The sequence below is a fragment of the Paracoccus sp. (in: a-proteobacteria) genome, from assembly GCF_047973135.1.
In the GTDB taxonomy this organism is placed as follows: Bacteria; Pseudomonadota; Alphaproteobacteria; order Rhodobacterales; family Rhodobacteraceae; genus Paracoccus.
The window spans coordinates 1-12,521 of the sequence record NZ_JBKEBL010000112.1 but is presented as its reverse complement, the minus strand read 5'-3'; the positions used below and the strand labels follow the sequence as shown (position 1 = coordinate 12,521).

13 protein-coding genes and 1 pseudogene are annotated in these 12,521 nt (G+C 65.0%); 6 read left to right on the top strand and 8 right to left on the bottom strand.

Annotated elements, in window-relative coordinates; all coding sequences use genetic code 11:
• Positions 1-266 precede the first annotated feature (266 nt).
• The 4 genes and pseudogenes from ACK5L9_RS08560 to ACK5L9_RS08545 all read right to left on the bottom strand — a co-directional run.
• Positions 267-742, bottom strand: a pseudogene (locus ACK5L9_RS08560) (IS5 family transposase); the annotation flags it as partial.
• An 86-nt stretch (positions 743-828) separates the two neighbouring features.
• Positions 829-2,034: a cytochrome-c peroxidase gene (locus ACK5L9_RS08555; protein WP_416911046.1), complete on the bottom strand. Its 1,206-nt coding sequence runs from the start codon at positions 2,032-2,034 to the stop codon at positions 829-831.
• A gap of 1 nt (position 2,035) precedes the next feature.
• Positions 2,036-2,719, bottom strand: coding sequence for an SCO family protein (locus tag ACK5L9_RS08550; protein ID WP_416911045.1), 684 nt, complete (start codon positions 2,717-2,719; stop codon positions 2,036-2,038).
• 12 nt (positions 2,720-2,731) lie between these two features.
• On the bottom strand, positions 2,732-4,045 hold the full coding sequence (locus ACK5L9_RS08545; protein ID WP_416911044.1) for a selenium-binding protein SBP56-related protein: 1,314 nt from the start codon (positions 4,043-4,045) through the stop codon (positions 2,732-2,734).
• 168 nt (positions 4,046-4,213) lie between these two features.
• Here ACK5L9_RS08545 and ACK5L9_RS08540 point away from each other — a divergent pair, with 168 nt between their 5' ends.
• The 4 genes from ACK5L9_RS08540 to ACK5L9_RS08525 all read left to right on the top strand — a co-directional run bounded on the left by ACK5L9_RS08540 (position 4,214) and on the right by ACK5L9_RS08525 (position 7,151).
• Positions 4,214-4,945, top strand: a complete 732-nt coding sequence (locus ACK5L9_RS08540) for a TerB family tellurite resistance protein (protein WP_416911043.1) — start codon at positions 4,214-4,216, stop codon at positions 4,943-4,945.
• Between the two features lie 43 nt (positions 4,946-4,988).
• Positions 4,989-5,444 (top strand): hypothetical protein, encoded by a 456-nt coding sequence (locus ACK5L9_RS08535; RefSeq protein ID WP_416911042.1) that lies wholly within the window; start codon positions 4,989-4,991, stop codon positions 5,442-5,444.
• 76 nt (positions 5,445-5,520) lie between these two features.
• Positions 5,521-6,753, top strand: a complete 1,233-nt coding sequence (locus tag ACK5L9_RS08530; RefSeq protein ID WP_416911041.1) for an FAD-dependent oxidoreductase — start codon at positions 5,521-5,523, stop codon at positions 6,751-6,753.
• Positions 6,750-7,151: a group III truncated hemoglobin gene (locus tag ACK5L9_RS08525; RefSeq protein WP_416911040.1), complete on the top strand. Its 402-nt coding sequence runs from the start codon at positions 6,750-6,752 to the stop codon at positions 7,149-7,151. Before ACK5L9_RS08530 ends, ACK5L9_RS08525 begins: the two co-directional genes overlap by 4 nt.
• Positions 7,152-7,160: 9 nt before the next feature.
• On the opposite strand, the gene ACK5L9_RS08520 is transcribed toward ACK5L9_RS08525, so the two are convergent.
• Genes ACK5L9_RS08520 through ispH form a run of 4 tightly spaced genes read right to left on the bottom strand, consistent with a single transcriptional unit; the run spans position 7,161 to position 9,812 of the window.
• Positions 7,161-7,799 (bottom strand): trimeric intracellular cation channel family protein, encoded by a 639-nt coding sequence (locus tag ACK5L9_RS08520; protein ID WP_416911039.1) that lies wholly within the window; start codon positions 7,797-7,799, stop codon positions 7,161-7,163.
• Positions 7,796-8,245 (bottom strand): ribonuclease HI, encoded by a 450-nt coding sequence (rnhA, locus tag ACK5L9_RS08515; RefSeq protein ID WP_416911038.1) that lies wholly within the window; start codon positions 8,243-8,245, stop codon positions 7,796-7,798. The genes ACK5L9_RS08520 and rnhA overlap by 4 nt, the downstream gene beginning before the upstream one ends.
• On the bottom strand, positions 8,242-8,844 hold the full coding sequence (locus tag ACK5L9_RS08510) for a glutathione S-transferase family protein (protein ID WP_416911037.1): 603 nt from the start codon (positions 8,842-8,844) through the stop codon (positions 8,242-8,244). Before ACK5L9_RS08510 ends, rnhA begins: the two co-directional genes overlap by 4 nt.
• An 11-nt stretch (positions 8,845-8,855) precedes the next feature.
• Positions 8,856-9,812 carry a 4-hydroxy-3-methylbut-2-enyl diphosphate reductase gene (gene ispH, locus ACK5L9_RS08505; protein WP_416911036.1) on the bottom strand — a complete coding sequence of 319 codons (957 nt, stop codon included), beginning with the start codon at positions 9,810-9,812 and terminating at the stop codon, positions 8,856-8,858.
• Between the two features lie 134 nt (positions 9,813-9,946).
• Between ispH and ACK5L9_RS08500 the strand changes: the two genes are divergently transcribed.
• Complete coding sequence (locus tag ACK5L9_RS08500; protein ID WP_416911035.1) at positions 9,947-10,759, top strand: GNAT family N-acetyltransferase; 813 nt, start codon at positions 9,947-9,949, stop codon at positions 10,757-10,759.
• A 194-nt stretch (positions 10,760-10,953) separates the two neighbouring features.
• Positions 10,954-12,521, top strand: a 1,568-nt coding sequence (locus ACK5L9_RS08495) for a M3 family oligoendopeptidase (protein WP_416911034.1), incomplete at its 3' end; no start/stop codon positions are given.

Below are 12,521 nucleotides of genomic sequence, written 5' to 3'. Positions count from 1 at the left end.
GGGGGGGGTCATGGAGGTCGAGGGACCAGACAGCGATCCACCGGATCGGGTTCCCCGACGCACGCAACCGTTCCCCCGCGGAGCGATACCCCGATCCTGCTCGAAGGTGCAGGTCAGACCCTCGACTACCTCCCGCCTGACAGCCCCGACCTTCACCCCATCGCGCCAAAATGGGCACACGCCACGGCTATCCGACGGAAAACAGGACAAAAGATCGATGAACTCTTCGCAAAACCGTTCTGAATCAATTTGGAGTCGTCAGGCTATATCAACGGCGCGACACCTTTCAAGTCGTGGGCCTGGCCTGGCAGGAGAACAAAGTCGAACAGGTTCCCGAGGGCATCGACCAGCGCCACGACCTTGGTGGTCAATCCGCCGCGCGAGCGCCCGATGGCTTGATCCTGAGTCCCCCTTTTGCGCCGCTCGCCTTCTGGTGAGCCTGAACGATGGTTCCGTCGATCAACGCGTATTCGAAGCCGGGTTCTCCACGTATCTCTTTGAACAGGCGCTCGAAAACACCCCCCTTGGCCCATCTGCGGAACCGCCGGAACACGCTGTTCCAGTTCCCGAATTCCACCGGCAGATCTCGCCAGGGCAAGCCGGTGCGCACGCGCCAGAGAACCGCCTCCAGAAACAGGCGATTGTCTTTCCCCGTTACACCGCTGTCGGTTTTCTTGCCTGGTAAATGCGGCTCAATGCGCATCCAAATCTCATCCGTTACCACAAACCGCTGCTCGTCCATTCAATCCTCCTTTTGGGAGACTTGAATCAGAAATCACGCAGCTAAGGAATCCCCAATGACCACGGACCCTAACCCCGGCCACACGCTCATTCTTCATCTGCGCCTGCATGATCCCGGCGCGGCTGGCCCCGCGCGCCGGCGGCCAGACAGGGCAGGTCGGGCGAGGTCAGGCTGATCAGAAAAGCCTCAAGATCGGCCATGTCCCGCGCGTCCAGCCCCAGCGGAGCGATGCGCGCATCCTGATCCGGATGGCCGGGGCCTCCGTCGTTGTAAAACGCGATCACGGCAGCCAGATCGGGCAGTCCGCCGTCATGCATATAGGGCCGCGTCACGGCAACATTGCGCAAGGACGGCGTACGAAAGCGCCAGCGATCCGCCGGATCCTCAGTCACCTCATAGCGGCCCAGATCGGCGGCACGGGGCCGGGCCAACCGGGTCAGCCGGTCGCGGCCAAGGTCGTGATACACACCCGGCGCGACCTGCACCCGCGTCACATCCGTACCGCGCTGACGCTGCCGCTCGCGCATCCAGCCATAGCCGGTGTCGTGAAACATCTGATCGGTGAACAGCGCATCGCTTTCGCCGATCACATGGCAGGACGCACAGCCCGCCCGGCCCGCAAACAACGCATGGCCACGTTTCTGCGCCTCGCTCAGCGCGGTGTCATCGCCCAGATAGAACCAGCGGTCAAAGGGCGCGTCCCCGGCCACGAGGCTGCGCTGCCAGACGGCCAGTGCCATGCCCATCCGGTCAACCGAGGCAGGCGCGCCGAAGGCGTCGCGAAACAGCGCGCGATAATCCGGCAACCCGTTCAGCAGCGCGATCACATGCCCGGCCGAGGGGTTCGCCATCTCGTGCCGGGCCAGCAGCGGCGTCAGGAACTGGGTCTCCAGCGCCGGATCGCGCCCGTCATGAAACAGCCGGGCAAGGAACCCCGTGTTCAGGATCGTGGGGGCATTGCGGCGTCCGCTGCGTCCCTCGACCCCGATGGCGGTCTGCATTTCGTGATTGGCAAAGCCCTGTTCGGGCACATGGCACATCGCGCAGGACATGGTGCCGTTGATCGACAGGCGGCGATCGAAAAACAGCTTGCGGCCAAGGGCTATTTTTTCGGCAGTCGGCGGATTGCCGGGCGGATGGGGCACCGTCGGCAGGCCCGGCTGCGGCGCCAGGCTGCGGGCCAGCGCATCCTGCGGCGCCGCGCAATCGTCCGGATCTATCTGGTCGGGCACGTCGTCATAGGACGACAAGGCCGCACAAAACAGCAGCGCGGCGGCGGCTGCCCGGCGCATCCTAACCCCGCCTTTCTTCCATCATCAGCGTTTCCACATCCGTCATCAGCAAGCGCGGATCGATCTGCCCGAGACCATAGATATTGCGGATCCGGCCCTGTCCATCGACCAGATAGATCCGCAGAAGATGGCTGATCGTTTCCTGATCGGGCTGGCGGTCGATGACCTGACCGTAGCCGTCAAGGATAGGCTGCAACCGCGCGCGGCTGGCAGTGGTCAGCACATGCCACGCGATCTTTTGCGCCGCCTCGGGATCGGCAGTGATCGGCCAGGCAAAGGACGCGATGGCCCCGACCGTGTCGCGATCAGGATCAAAGCTGATCGTCACAAGCTGCACCTTGTCGCGCAGTTGCGGCACCTTCAGGCTGGCGTCGTGAATGTCAAACAGCGTTGCCATGGCCAGCGGACAGCCATTCACATCGCCGCAGGTCAGATAAACGAAGCTGACCAGCGAAATCCTGCCCCAGGTCAGCGCGGCCAGTCGTTGCGCTCTGCCGTCTTTGTCCAGCACCATACCGTCCGGCGCGGTCCTGATCGGCGGCAGGGCATAGCTGCCGGGTTCGGGCGGCGCGAACTGGAAATCCTCGCCGGCCGGAAAGGCCGCGGAAAAATGCGGCGGCGGCCCATCTCGGGCGAACAGCCCGAAAGCCAGCAGCACCATGCCCACAAGGGCAAGACGTGACAACCCGCGCATCGGTCACGAATACAGCGCCGCACTGCCGAACCGCATGATATGCGCCCGGCCAAGCTGCAACGCGTAAAAGTCAATGGCGAAATCCTCGGTCAGTTCCTTGCCGTCCCATGTGAAAGCCTTCAGGAACTGCTGGTCATCCTCGCCCTTCTTGTCCCAGTTGGCCAGAAGCGAACTGGTGAAATAGACACGCGTACCGTCCCAGCTTTGGCTGACCATATTCACCTGCGATCCAATTTGCCGTTCATAGATCTGCACCGGATGATGCGGATCCGAGATGTCGAAAAGCCGGGTCTTGCCCTCAAGGAATGTATTGACCCACAGCGTCCGGTCATCCGCGGAAATCGAGATGTCCACCGGCAGCGGAACGTCCGCCGGATTGCCGATATCGGCGACTTCTTTCGCCTGCCATTCGCCCTTGTCGTCCTCGAAGATCAGCCATAGTTTCGAGGTCAGGGCCGTGCTGGAAAACGCGTAATTCGCATTCGCCCCCCAGGGAAAGCGAACCTCAAGCGGGGCGCCGGGAACGTTGAACACCCTGCGCGGCTGGCGGGTATGCAGATCCCACAGAACCATCGTTGCGCCGAACCGCTTCATCGCCTCGGAATCCTGCAACATCTGGCCGAAATCCATCATGTAATTCGACCAGCCCGTGAAGGACGAGGTCAGCATGATGTTCCTGCGAAGCAGCGCGCGGATGTCATAGCCATAGCCGTCCGCAACCGCGCCATCCACCGCAACCGCACCCCGCATGTCATTGGCCGTAGGCATCCAGTGGGTGGTGATGTAATCGCCATCGTCGTTATATTCCACCAGGGCGGTGCGCCCGCCGTGATCCTGATCGTTGGACAGCCCGGTGATCAGCACCCGGCCGGGCAGAGCGTAAAAGGTATGCGGCCCGACGCAGCCGCCGCTGTCGCTGACGAAACTGTCGATGGTCTTGTGCAGGGACGGGCTGGCGGGGTCCGAATGGACGTCAAAGATGAAGATACGGTTGGTATCCAGCCCCCCCGCCCAGAAAAAGCGTCGGTCGGCGGAAAAGCCACCGTGATGGGCCTCGTTCCGACCCCCGACGGACAGGTTGCCGATGACCTGCCCCCGCGTCTCTGATCCGGGCCTCAGATCGACAGTGACCAGCTTGTCCTGTCCATCGCCCATCCCCTCGACGCCCAGCGTCCAGACATAGACGAATTCCTCGTGCCCGGTGATCATCGGCATATAGGGCGACTGGCAGGTCTCGTCCGCGAAGGCGCGAAGCGGGTGGCCAGCCGCAAAGACACCTGCGGCAAGCGCGGTGAACTGGCGGCGATTGAACTGCATGTCATCTCCTCCCGGCAAATTGTGAATTGTGCACTTGTCGTCCCCGGACGCGATGATACCACAATTTTTCCCGTCCGGGATCGCGATGTCGCGCCGGACCGAAAGATTTGTGACATCTGCTGCACGAGGGGCCTAGATGTGCGGTGTGAAGCCCGTTAACATACACATATGGACAGCACCGCGCATCCTCCGATCTGCCCCGATCTGCCCAAGCCTCGCAGCTTCTGGCGGCGTATCGCCGACCGTCTGGCCGCGATGCTGGGCCGTCAGCCTGCGGCAACCCCACCCGAGCGTTCGGTCGCCTTCACCATCGCGGTGATCGCACTTGGTGCAAAGCTGGCCAAAGCGGATGGCACGGTTCGCCGGTCCGAGGTGGCGGCGTTCCGGCGGCTGTTCATCATCCCGCGGTCCGAGGAAAAGAACGCCGCGCGGGTCTTCGATCTGGCGCGGCAGGACGTGGCGGGGTTCGACGCATGGGCGCGGCGGATCGCCGCAATGTTTCCGCCCGGCGATGCGGTACTGACCGACGTTCTGGAAGGGCTATGCGTGATCGCCGTCGCCGATGGCCGCATGCACGAAGCCGAGATCGCCTTTATCGACGAGGTCGGGCGCATTTTCGGCCTGACCCTCGCGCAGATCACCGCGATTCGTGCCCGGCACGATCCGAACAGCGGCTGCCCGCCCTGCGAAATCCTTGGCATTTCCGCAGACACCCCCTTGCCCGAGGCGCGGCAGCGCTGGCGGCGGCTGATCCGCGAGGCCCATCCCGACCGGGCCATCGCACGCGGTCTGCCGCCCGAGGCCGTGCGCCTGGCCGAGGCGCGCACCCGCCGCCTGAATGAAGCGTGGGAGCGGTTTCGCACCATGCGCGAACCAGCCAAAGAGCCTGTGTCCGGCTGAGTTCAGACTTGAACCCTACGTCACCGATCCCCATCATAGGGAAATGATGACACGCGCCCCCGCCCTTGCCGTCCTGACCCTGTCTGCCCTTTTGCTGGCTCTGCCAGTCCCTCGCGCCGTGGCCCAGGGCTGGACGCCGCCCATGGCCGACGAGGATCGGCCCCTGCCCGAGGCGGGCAGCACGGACGAGGGGATGGACATGATCGGGCGCGGGATGGACATGCTGATGGAAAATCTGATGCGCGATCTTGGCCCCGATCTGGACCGGCTGCGGCAGGACATGTCGGGGGCGCTGAATTCGCTGTCGCCGGTCGTGGGCGAGCTTGCGGCGCTGGTTGACGATATCGGCAATTATCAGGCACCGCAGCGGCTGGAAAACGGCGATATCCTGATCCGGCGCAAGCCCGGTGCCCCCCGGCCTCCGGCGCTGCCCTTTGGTGCCCCCGGCCAAGATTCTCCGCCGATTTTCGATCCCGACGCCCCCGAATACGACCTGTGATCCGCTGCGCCCCCGCCGACAGGGTGACGCAAGGCCCGGCCTTGCAGCGGACGGGCGGGGCGGGCATGTTCGCGGCATGAGTTTACGCATCGCCATCATCGGGTCGGGCATCGGCGGCTTGACCGCTGCCATCCTGACCGCCCGTGACGGACACCGCCCGACCCTGTTCGAAAGGTTCGGCAAGGTTCTGCCTCTGGGATCCGGGCTGGTCATCCAGCCGGTCGGTATGGCGGTTCTGGATCATATCGGTGCCGGGGACGAGGCGCGGCTGTTGTCCTCGCCCATCACCCGGATGATCGGGGACGAGGCCCGCAGCCATGCGCGCGCGCTGGATGTCCGCTATCCGCGCGGTGCGCCGGGCCGTGCCTTTCACCGTGCCAGCCTGTTTCATCTGCTGTGGCAGGGCGCAAACGCCGCAGGCGTGCCGGTGGTCACATCGGCCGAAGTGACGCATGCCCCTCTGGACGGGGCCGGGCGGCGGATCCGCCTGAACGACGGGCGGGATTTCGGCCCCTTCGATCTGGTGATCGATGCCAGCGGCGCGCGCTCGGCCCTGTCGCCCCTGCGGGCGCGGCCGCTTGGCTATGGCGCGGTCTGGGCCAGCGTGCCCTGGCCAAAGGCCGCGACGCTGCCGCAAGACCAGTTGCGCCAGCGGTATCTGGCGGCGCATCAGATGGCGGGCGCAATGCCTATCGGTCGCCTGCCGGACGATCCGGCACCAATGGCGGCGGTGTTCTGGTCCGTGGCCGCAGACAGGCTTGCAGCATGGCGCGCCACGCCCCTGTCCGAATGGAAGGCCGGGGCCATGACCCTGTGGCCCGAGCTTGAACCGTTTCTTGTCGGGCTGACACAGCACGCGCACCTGACCGAGGCCGTCTATACCCACGGCACCCTGCGGCGCCCCTTTGATCACGCGCTGGTCCATATCGGCGATGCCGCCCATCGCGCCAGCCCGCAACTGGGTCAGGGCGCGAATATGGCGCTGCTGGACGCATTTGCCCTGTCGTTGGCGCTGCGTCAGCCGCTTGACGACGCATTGCCCGACTATGCCGCGATGCGCCGCTGGCATGTGCGCAGCTATCAGATGCTCAGCGCGATGCTGACACCGATGTATCAATCCGACAGCCGCTGGCTGCCGGTCCTGCGCGACCGGTTTCTGGCGCCGGTCTCGCGCCTGCCGGGGGTCAGCCACCTGCTGACGCGACTGGTCGCGGGGTATCTGACGCCGCCCGTCGCGGGCCACAGTGCCGCCCTGCGACAGCCTGTCAGCTTGCGCGACCAGACCCGAAAGGCCGGATCGCGCGTATGATGCCCCCCCGCTTTCCGATAACGCCTGACCAGATCGACCGCGTGGTCACGGTGTTCTATGCCGCGATCCGGCGGCACGAGGTGCTTGGCCCGGTCTTTGGTAATCACGTCGCCGACTGGCCCGCGCATGAGGAAAAAATCGCCCGGTTCTGGAAGAAGGCGATCCTGTATCAGCCGGTCTATGACGGCAATCCGATGCGGGTGCATATGGCGGCGGGCGATGTCAGGGCGGATCATTTTCCGCTGTGGCTGGCGCTGTTCGACGAAACGCTGCGCCGCACGCTGCCCGACGAATCCGCCGCTGGCTGGTCGGCTTTGGCGCATCGCATCGGGCGGGGCCTGCGCATGGGGGTCGAGGATCTGCGCCAGCCCGCCGAAGGCCCGCCCCGGCTGCGCTGACGACCTGCGCTAACCCCGCGTCCGGGGCGGACGGGGCTTGTAAACCGGCAGCTTCCAGCCCCAGATCAGGCTGCCCGCGCGCAAAATCCAGACCGCGACCGCGCAGGCGATCAGTGCCTGCACGCGCGGGAACCCCATGGCGATCATCGCCGCAGCCGCAGCCGATCCGCCAAAGGCGGCGGTCAGGTAAAGCTGGCCCTGTTTCAGCCCCAGCGGCACCTCATTGCCGACGACATCGCGCATCAGCCCTCCGAAAGTGCCGGTCACGACGCCCATGATGATGACGATCACCGGGCCGAAACCGCCTTCGGTTGCGACGCCCACCCCTGCGGCCACAGCCACCGACAACGCCACACTATCCAACCATAACAACAGCTTGTAGCGGCTTTCGAACAGATGCGCGGTCCAGAAAACGATGATCGCCGCCCCCGTCGCCAGCAGGATATAGGACGGATCGGCCACCCAGAACACCATGTCGCGGCCAAGCAGCAGGTCGCGCAGCGTGCCGCCCCCCACCGCCGTCAGCGCCGCCATGAAGATGAAGCCGACCAGATCAAGCTGGCCCCGGCTGGCCACCAGCGCCCCGGTCAGCGCAAAGACCAGAACACTGCCGTAATCCAGCACCTCGACCAGCGTTTCGAAATTCATTTGAACGGAGCCATTCCGGCGCGGGCCAGTTCGTCGGCACGTTCGTTTTCGGCATGCCCCGCATGGCCCTTGATCCAGCGCCATTCGACGTCATGGCGGGCCTGCGCCGCGTCAAGCCGCTGCCACAGTTCCACATTCTTGACTGGCTTCTTGCCCGCCGTGCGCCAATCGTTGCGTTTCCATCCGTGAATCCACTGGGTTACACCGTTCTTGACATAGGCGCTGTCGGTGATGACGGTGATCGCACTTGGACGGGTCAGCGCCTCAAGCGCGCTGATCGCGGCCATCAGCTCCATCCGGTTATTCGTTGTGTCCGCCTCGCCGCCCTGCAATTCGCGTTCCTTCAGGACGGTCTCGCCCTCAATGGCACGCATCAGCACGCCCCAGCCGCCGGGACCGGGATTGCCGCTGCATGCGCCATCGGTCCATGCAAACAGTTCCGTCACGCCAGCCCCACATAGCCGGGCAGCGCCTGAACCCGGCGCAGCCACGCGCCAATGCCGGGGAACCGCGCCATGTCAAAGCCACCGCGTTCCCCCGCCGTATGAGTATAGCCGTAAAGGCACAGATCGGCCAGGCTGACCGCATCGCCGGCCAGCCAGTCAGTCCCGGCAAGCCGGTCCTCCATGACCTGCAACAGCGCATGTCCGCGATCCAGCAGATCGGCCATCCGCTCGGGCGTGGCAAGGTGGCGGCGCTCGGGATAGGTGTTCAGCGACTGCCGGACGGCGATGACGGGTTCGTGATTATACTGTTCCCAGAACATCCAGCCCAGCATCCGCGCGCGGGCGACCGGATCGGCGGGGATGAAATCCGTACCCTCGCCCAGATACCACAGGATCGCATCCGATTCGGCCAGCACCTGCCCGTCATCCAGCACCAGCGCCGGCACCTTGCCATAGGGCAGCACGCCTGCGGCCTTGGCCTGCACCAGCGCGTCAGAACCGTTTTCGCAATCGACGATCCCGACCGCGCGCCCGGTCAGCGCCAGCAGCAAACGAACCTTGTAGCTGTTTCCCGACGAAGGCATCGAATAAAGCCGCATCACATCCCCTGTCATGCCGGTTCGCGCAGCACGCGCGGCACCTTGAATTCCACGTTTTCCTGCGCTGTTTCAACGGTTTCCAGCGTCACATCATAGCGCGCGCGAAAGGCGTCGATCACCTCGTTGACCAGCACCTCGGGCGCGCTGGCTCCGGCGGTTAAGCCAACCGCCCGCGCGCCCTGAATGGCCCGCCAGTCGATCTGATCGGCGCGCATCACAAGCTGGCTATAGGCGCAGCCCTCGGCGCGGCCCACCTCGACCAGCCGCTTGGAGTTGCTGGAATTCGGCGCACCGATCACCAGCAGCGCGTCGATCAGCGGTGCCACCGCCTTGACCGCCGCCTGGCGGTTGGTGGTGGCATAGCAAATATCCTCTTTGGCGGGGCCGATAATCGCGGGAAAGCGGGCCTGCAAGGCAGCGACGATTTCCGCCGTGTCATCGACCGACAGCGTGGTCTGGGTGATGAAGGCCAGTCGCGCCGGATCGCGCGGCGCAATATGGGCGACATCGGCCACCGTCTCGACAAGTATCACCTCGCCTTCTGGCAATTGCCCCATGGTTCCAAGGACTTCCGGGTGTCCGGCATGGCCGATCATGACCATCTGCAAACCGTCCGCATGGTGGCGTTCCGCCTCGACATGAACCTTCGAGACCAGCGGGCAGGTCGCGTCCACAAACACCATCTGCCGCCGCCGCGCCTCGGCCGGGACGGATTTCGGCACGCCATGGGCGGAAAAGATCACCGGGCGGTCAACGGGGCACTCGTCCAGTTCCTCGACAAAGACCGCGCCCTTTTCCCGAAGGGAGTCGACAACATATTTGTTATGGACGATCTCGTGCCGGACATAGACGGGTGCCCCCCATTTTTGCAGCGCCATCTCGACGATCTTGATGGCGCGATCAACCCCAGCGCAGAATCCACGCGGGGCGGCAAGATAAAGGGTCAGGGGCGGCCTTGTCTGTTCCATGCCGATGACCTAGCCAAAGCAAAGCGCGGCGTCCAGCGAAACGGCATCCGCGCGCGGCATTGCGCCCCACGCGCAGCGGCCTTAGGCTCCGGGGCGGTCCGCATCAGGGATCCGTCTCAGGGAAGGAAACCGGCATGAACTGCGCCTGCGGTCATCACCACCCCGGCAACAAGACCGGTTGCGCCTCGGACGAGGGCAGCGCCATCGCGCTGCACCAACCCATGATCGCGCTGTCCGGGCGGCTGATCTGCGCCGATGCGGCGCAGATGATGACCGCCCTGTCGCTGCTGCCTGACCATATGGAACTCAGCCGCGCCGAAGCCGGTTGCCTGCGCTTCGATCTGTGGCAGGATGAGGATCCGCTGGTCTGGAACCTGACGGAACTGGTCGCCGATGCACAGGCCTTCGCCGCCCATCAAAGCCGGACGACGGACAGCGTATGGGGGCGTGACAGCGCCGGTATGGCGCGCGATTTCCAGCGGCGCGAGGTGATGCCTGCGATCCGCCCCGAACGCCCTGCCGACCAGACCGCCATCGACGCGCTGCACCAGATTGCCTTTGGCGGGCCTGACGAGGCAACGCTGGTCCGCGCGCTGCGCGATCAGGGCGACCTGACCCTGTCGCTGCTGGCCGTGGCGGCAGGCACGGTCCTTGGCCATGTCGCCCTGTCCCCGCTGGACGCAGACCGCCCGGCCCTGGCCTTGGGCCCTGTTGCGGTGCTGCCCAAGGCGCAAGGAATGGGGATCGGCGCGGCTTTGGTCCGCGCGGCGCTTGGGGCATGCGGCGACCGGTCGCTGGTGGTGCTGGGTGATCCAGCCTTTTACCGCCGCTTCGGCTTTGCCCCCGCCGATCTGGACAGCCCCTATGCCGGTCCGCATCTGCAAATGCTGGGCGACCTGCCCTCTGGCAGCCGCATCCGCCACGCGTCGGCCTTCGCCGCGATCTGACCCCGCCCCTGGCAAGGGGGCTGCGAAAGCCTGCCCCATCGAGGGGCAGGCTTTCGCGGGGGGGCAAGCCCCCCGGTCCCGGCCCGACCCGTTCCGCCGCCTTTCCCCCGCCGCGATCCTTGCGGTTGCGCGCCCCGCAGGACGGCACTAGGCATACAGGGGCATGGCAGGAAAAGGCAGGAAAGGGATCACCGATGGCTGGACAACCGACATTCGATTCGACCGGGGCCGCGAAGGGCCGTGATTTCGGGGATCTGCCTGAATGGGATCTGACCGATCTTTACCCGGCACCCGACGCCCCCGAGCTGCGCGCCGATACGGACCGGCTGACGGCGATGGTGACGGATTTCGCCGCCAGCTATCAGGGCAGGCTGGCCGGTCTTTCGCCCGCCGAGATGCTGGCCTGTATCGAGACCTATCAGCAGATCGACATCATTGCCGGGCGGATCATGTCCTATGCCGGGCTGCGCTATTACCAGAACACCACCGATGCGGCCCGCGCCAAGATGATGAGCGATCTTCAATCCCGGATCACCGAAATCACCACACCGCTGGTCTTTTTCAGCCTTGAATTCAACCGCATCCCCGACGCGACCTATGAGGCGGCGTTCACCGCAAACGACGGGCCCGCGCGCTATCGCCCGGTCTTTGACCGGATGCGCGCCATGCGACCGCATCAGTTGTCCGACGAACTGGAACAGTTCCTGCACGACAATTCCGTCGTCGGGGCCGCCGCCTGGAACCGGCTGTTCGACGAGACGACAGCCGGGCTGACCTTTGATGTGAACGGCGAAACCCTGGGGATGGAGGCCGCGCTGAACCTGCTGACCGATCATGACCGCCCCACCCGCGAAGCCGGGGCGCGCGCGCTGGCGCAGGTCTTTGGCGACAATGTCAAGCTGTTCACCCGCATTCACAACACTCTGGCCAAGGAAAAGGCCATCGAGGACAAGTGGCGCAAGATGCCGACGCCGCAATATGGCCGCCACCTGTCGAACCATGTCGAGCCCGAGGTGGTCGAGGCCCTGCGCAACGCCGTCACCGCCGCCTATCCCCGGCTTTCGCATCGCTATTACGCGCTGAAAGCGAAATGGCTGGGGCTGGAAAAGTTGCAGGTCTGGGACCGCAACGCCCCCCTGCCGACCGAAAGCCCCCGGACGATCCGCTGGGACGAGGCGCGCCAGACCGTGCTGGACGCCTATGCCGGTTTCTCGCCAAAGCTGGCCGAGCTTGCCGAACCCTTCTTTGACAAGCGCTGGATCGATGCCGCCGTCACGCCGGGCAAGGCTCCGGGCGCATTCGCCCACCCGACGGTAACAACCGTGCATCCCTATGTGCTGCTGAACTATCTGGGCAAGCCGCGCGACGTGATGACCCTTGCGCACGAGCTGGGCCACGGCGTCCATCAGCGGCTGGCGGCGGGACAGGGCGAGTTGCTGGCCGCGACGCCGCTGACCCTGGCCGAGACGGCGTCGGTCTTTGGCGAGATGCTGACCTTCCGCGCGCTGCTGGCGAAAACCACCGATCCCGTGCAGAAAAAGGCGCTGCTGGCCGGCAAGGTCGAGGACATGATCAACACGGTCGTCCGCCAGATCGCCTTTTACGATTTCGAATGCAGGCTGCACGCCGCCCGCGCCGAAGGCGAACTGACCCCGGACGATATCAACGCGCTGTGGATGAGCGTGCAGGCCGAAAGCCTTGGCCCGGTATTCGAGTTCATGCCGGGATATGAAACCTTCTGGACCTATGTGCCGCATTTCGT

Coding starts and splice junctions, on each gene's coding strand:
- ACK5L9_RS08555 (WP_416911046.1), bottom strand. CDS start 2,034: ATGCGCCGGGCAGCCGCCGCCGCGCTGCTGTTTTGTGCGGCCTTGTCG.
- ACK5L9_RS08520 (WP_416911039.1), bottom strand. CDS start 7,799: ATGAATTTCGAAACGCTGGTCGAGGTGCTGGATTACGGCAGTGTTCTG.
- ACK5L9_RS08510 (WP_416911037.1), bottom strand. CDS start 8,844: ATGCGGCTTTATTCGATGCCTTCGTCGGGAAACAGCTACAAGGTTCGT.
- ACK5L9_RS08535 (WP_416911042.1), top strand. CDS start 4,989: ATGATGACACGCGCCCCCGCCCTTGCCGTCCTGACCCTGTCTGCCCTT.
- ACK5L9_RS08525 (WP_416911040.1), top strand. CDS start 6,750: ATGATGCCCCCCCGCTTTCCGATAACGCCTGACCAGATCGACCGCGTG.
- ACK5L9_RS08500 (WP_416911035.1), top strand. CDS start 9,947: ATGAACTGCGCCTGCGGTCATCACCACCCCGGCAACAAGACCGGTTGC.
- ACK5L9_RS08540 (WP_416911043.1), top strand. CDS start 4,214: ATGGACAGCACCGCGCATCCTCCGATCTGCCCCGATCTGCCCAAGCCT.
- ACK5L9_RS08545 (WP_416911044.1), bottom strand. CDS start 4,045: ATGCAGTTCAATCGCCGCCAGTTCACCGCGCTTGCCGCAGGTGTCTTT.
- ACK5L9_RS08530 (WP_416911041.1), top strand. CDS start 5,521: ATGAGTTTACGCATCGCCATCATCGGGTCGGGCATCGGCGGCTTGACC.
- ispH (WP_416911036.1), bottom strand. CDS start 9,812: ATGGAACAGACAAGGCCGCCCCTGACCCTTTATCTTGCCGCCCCGCGT.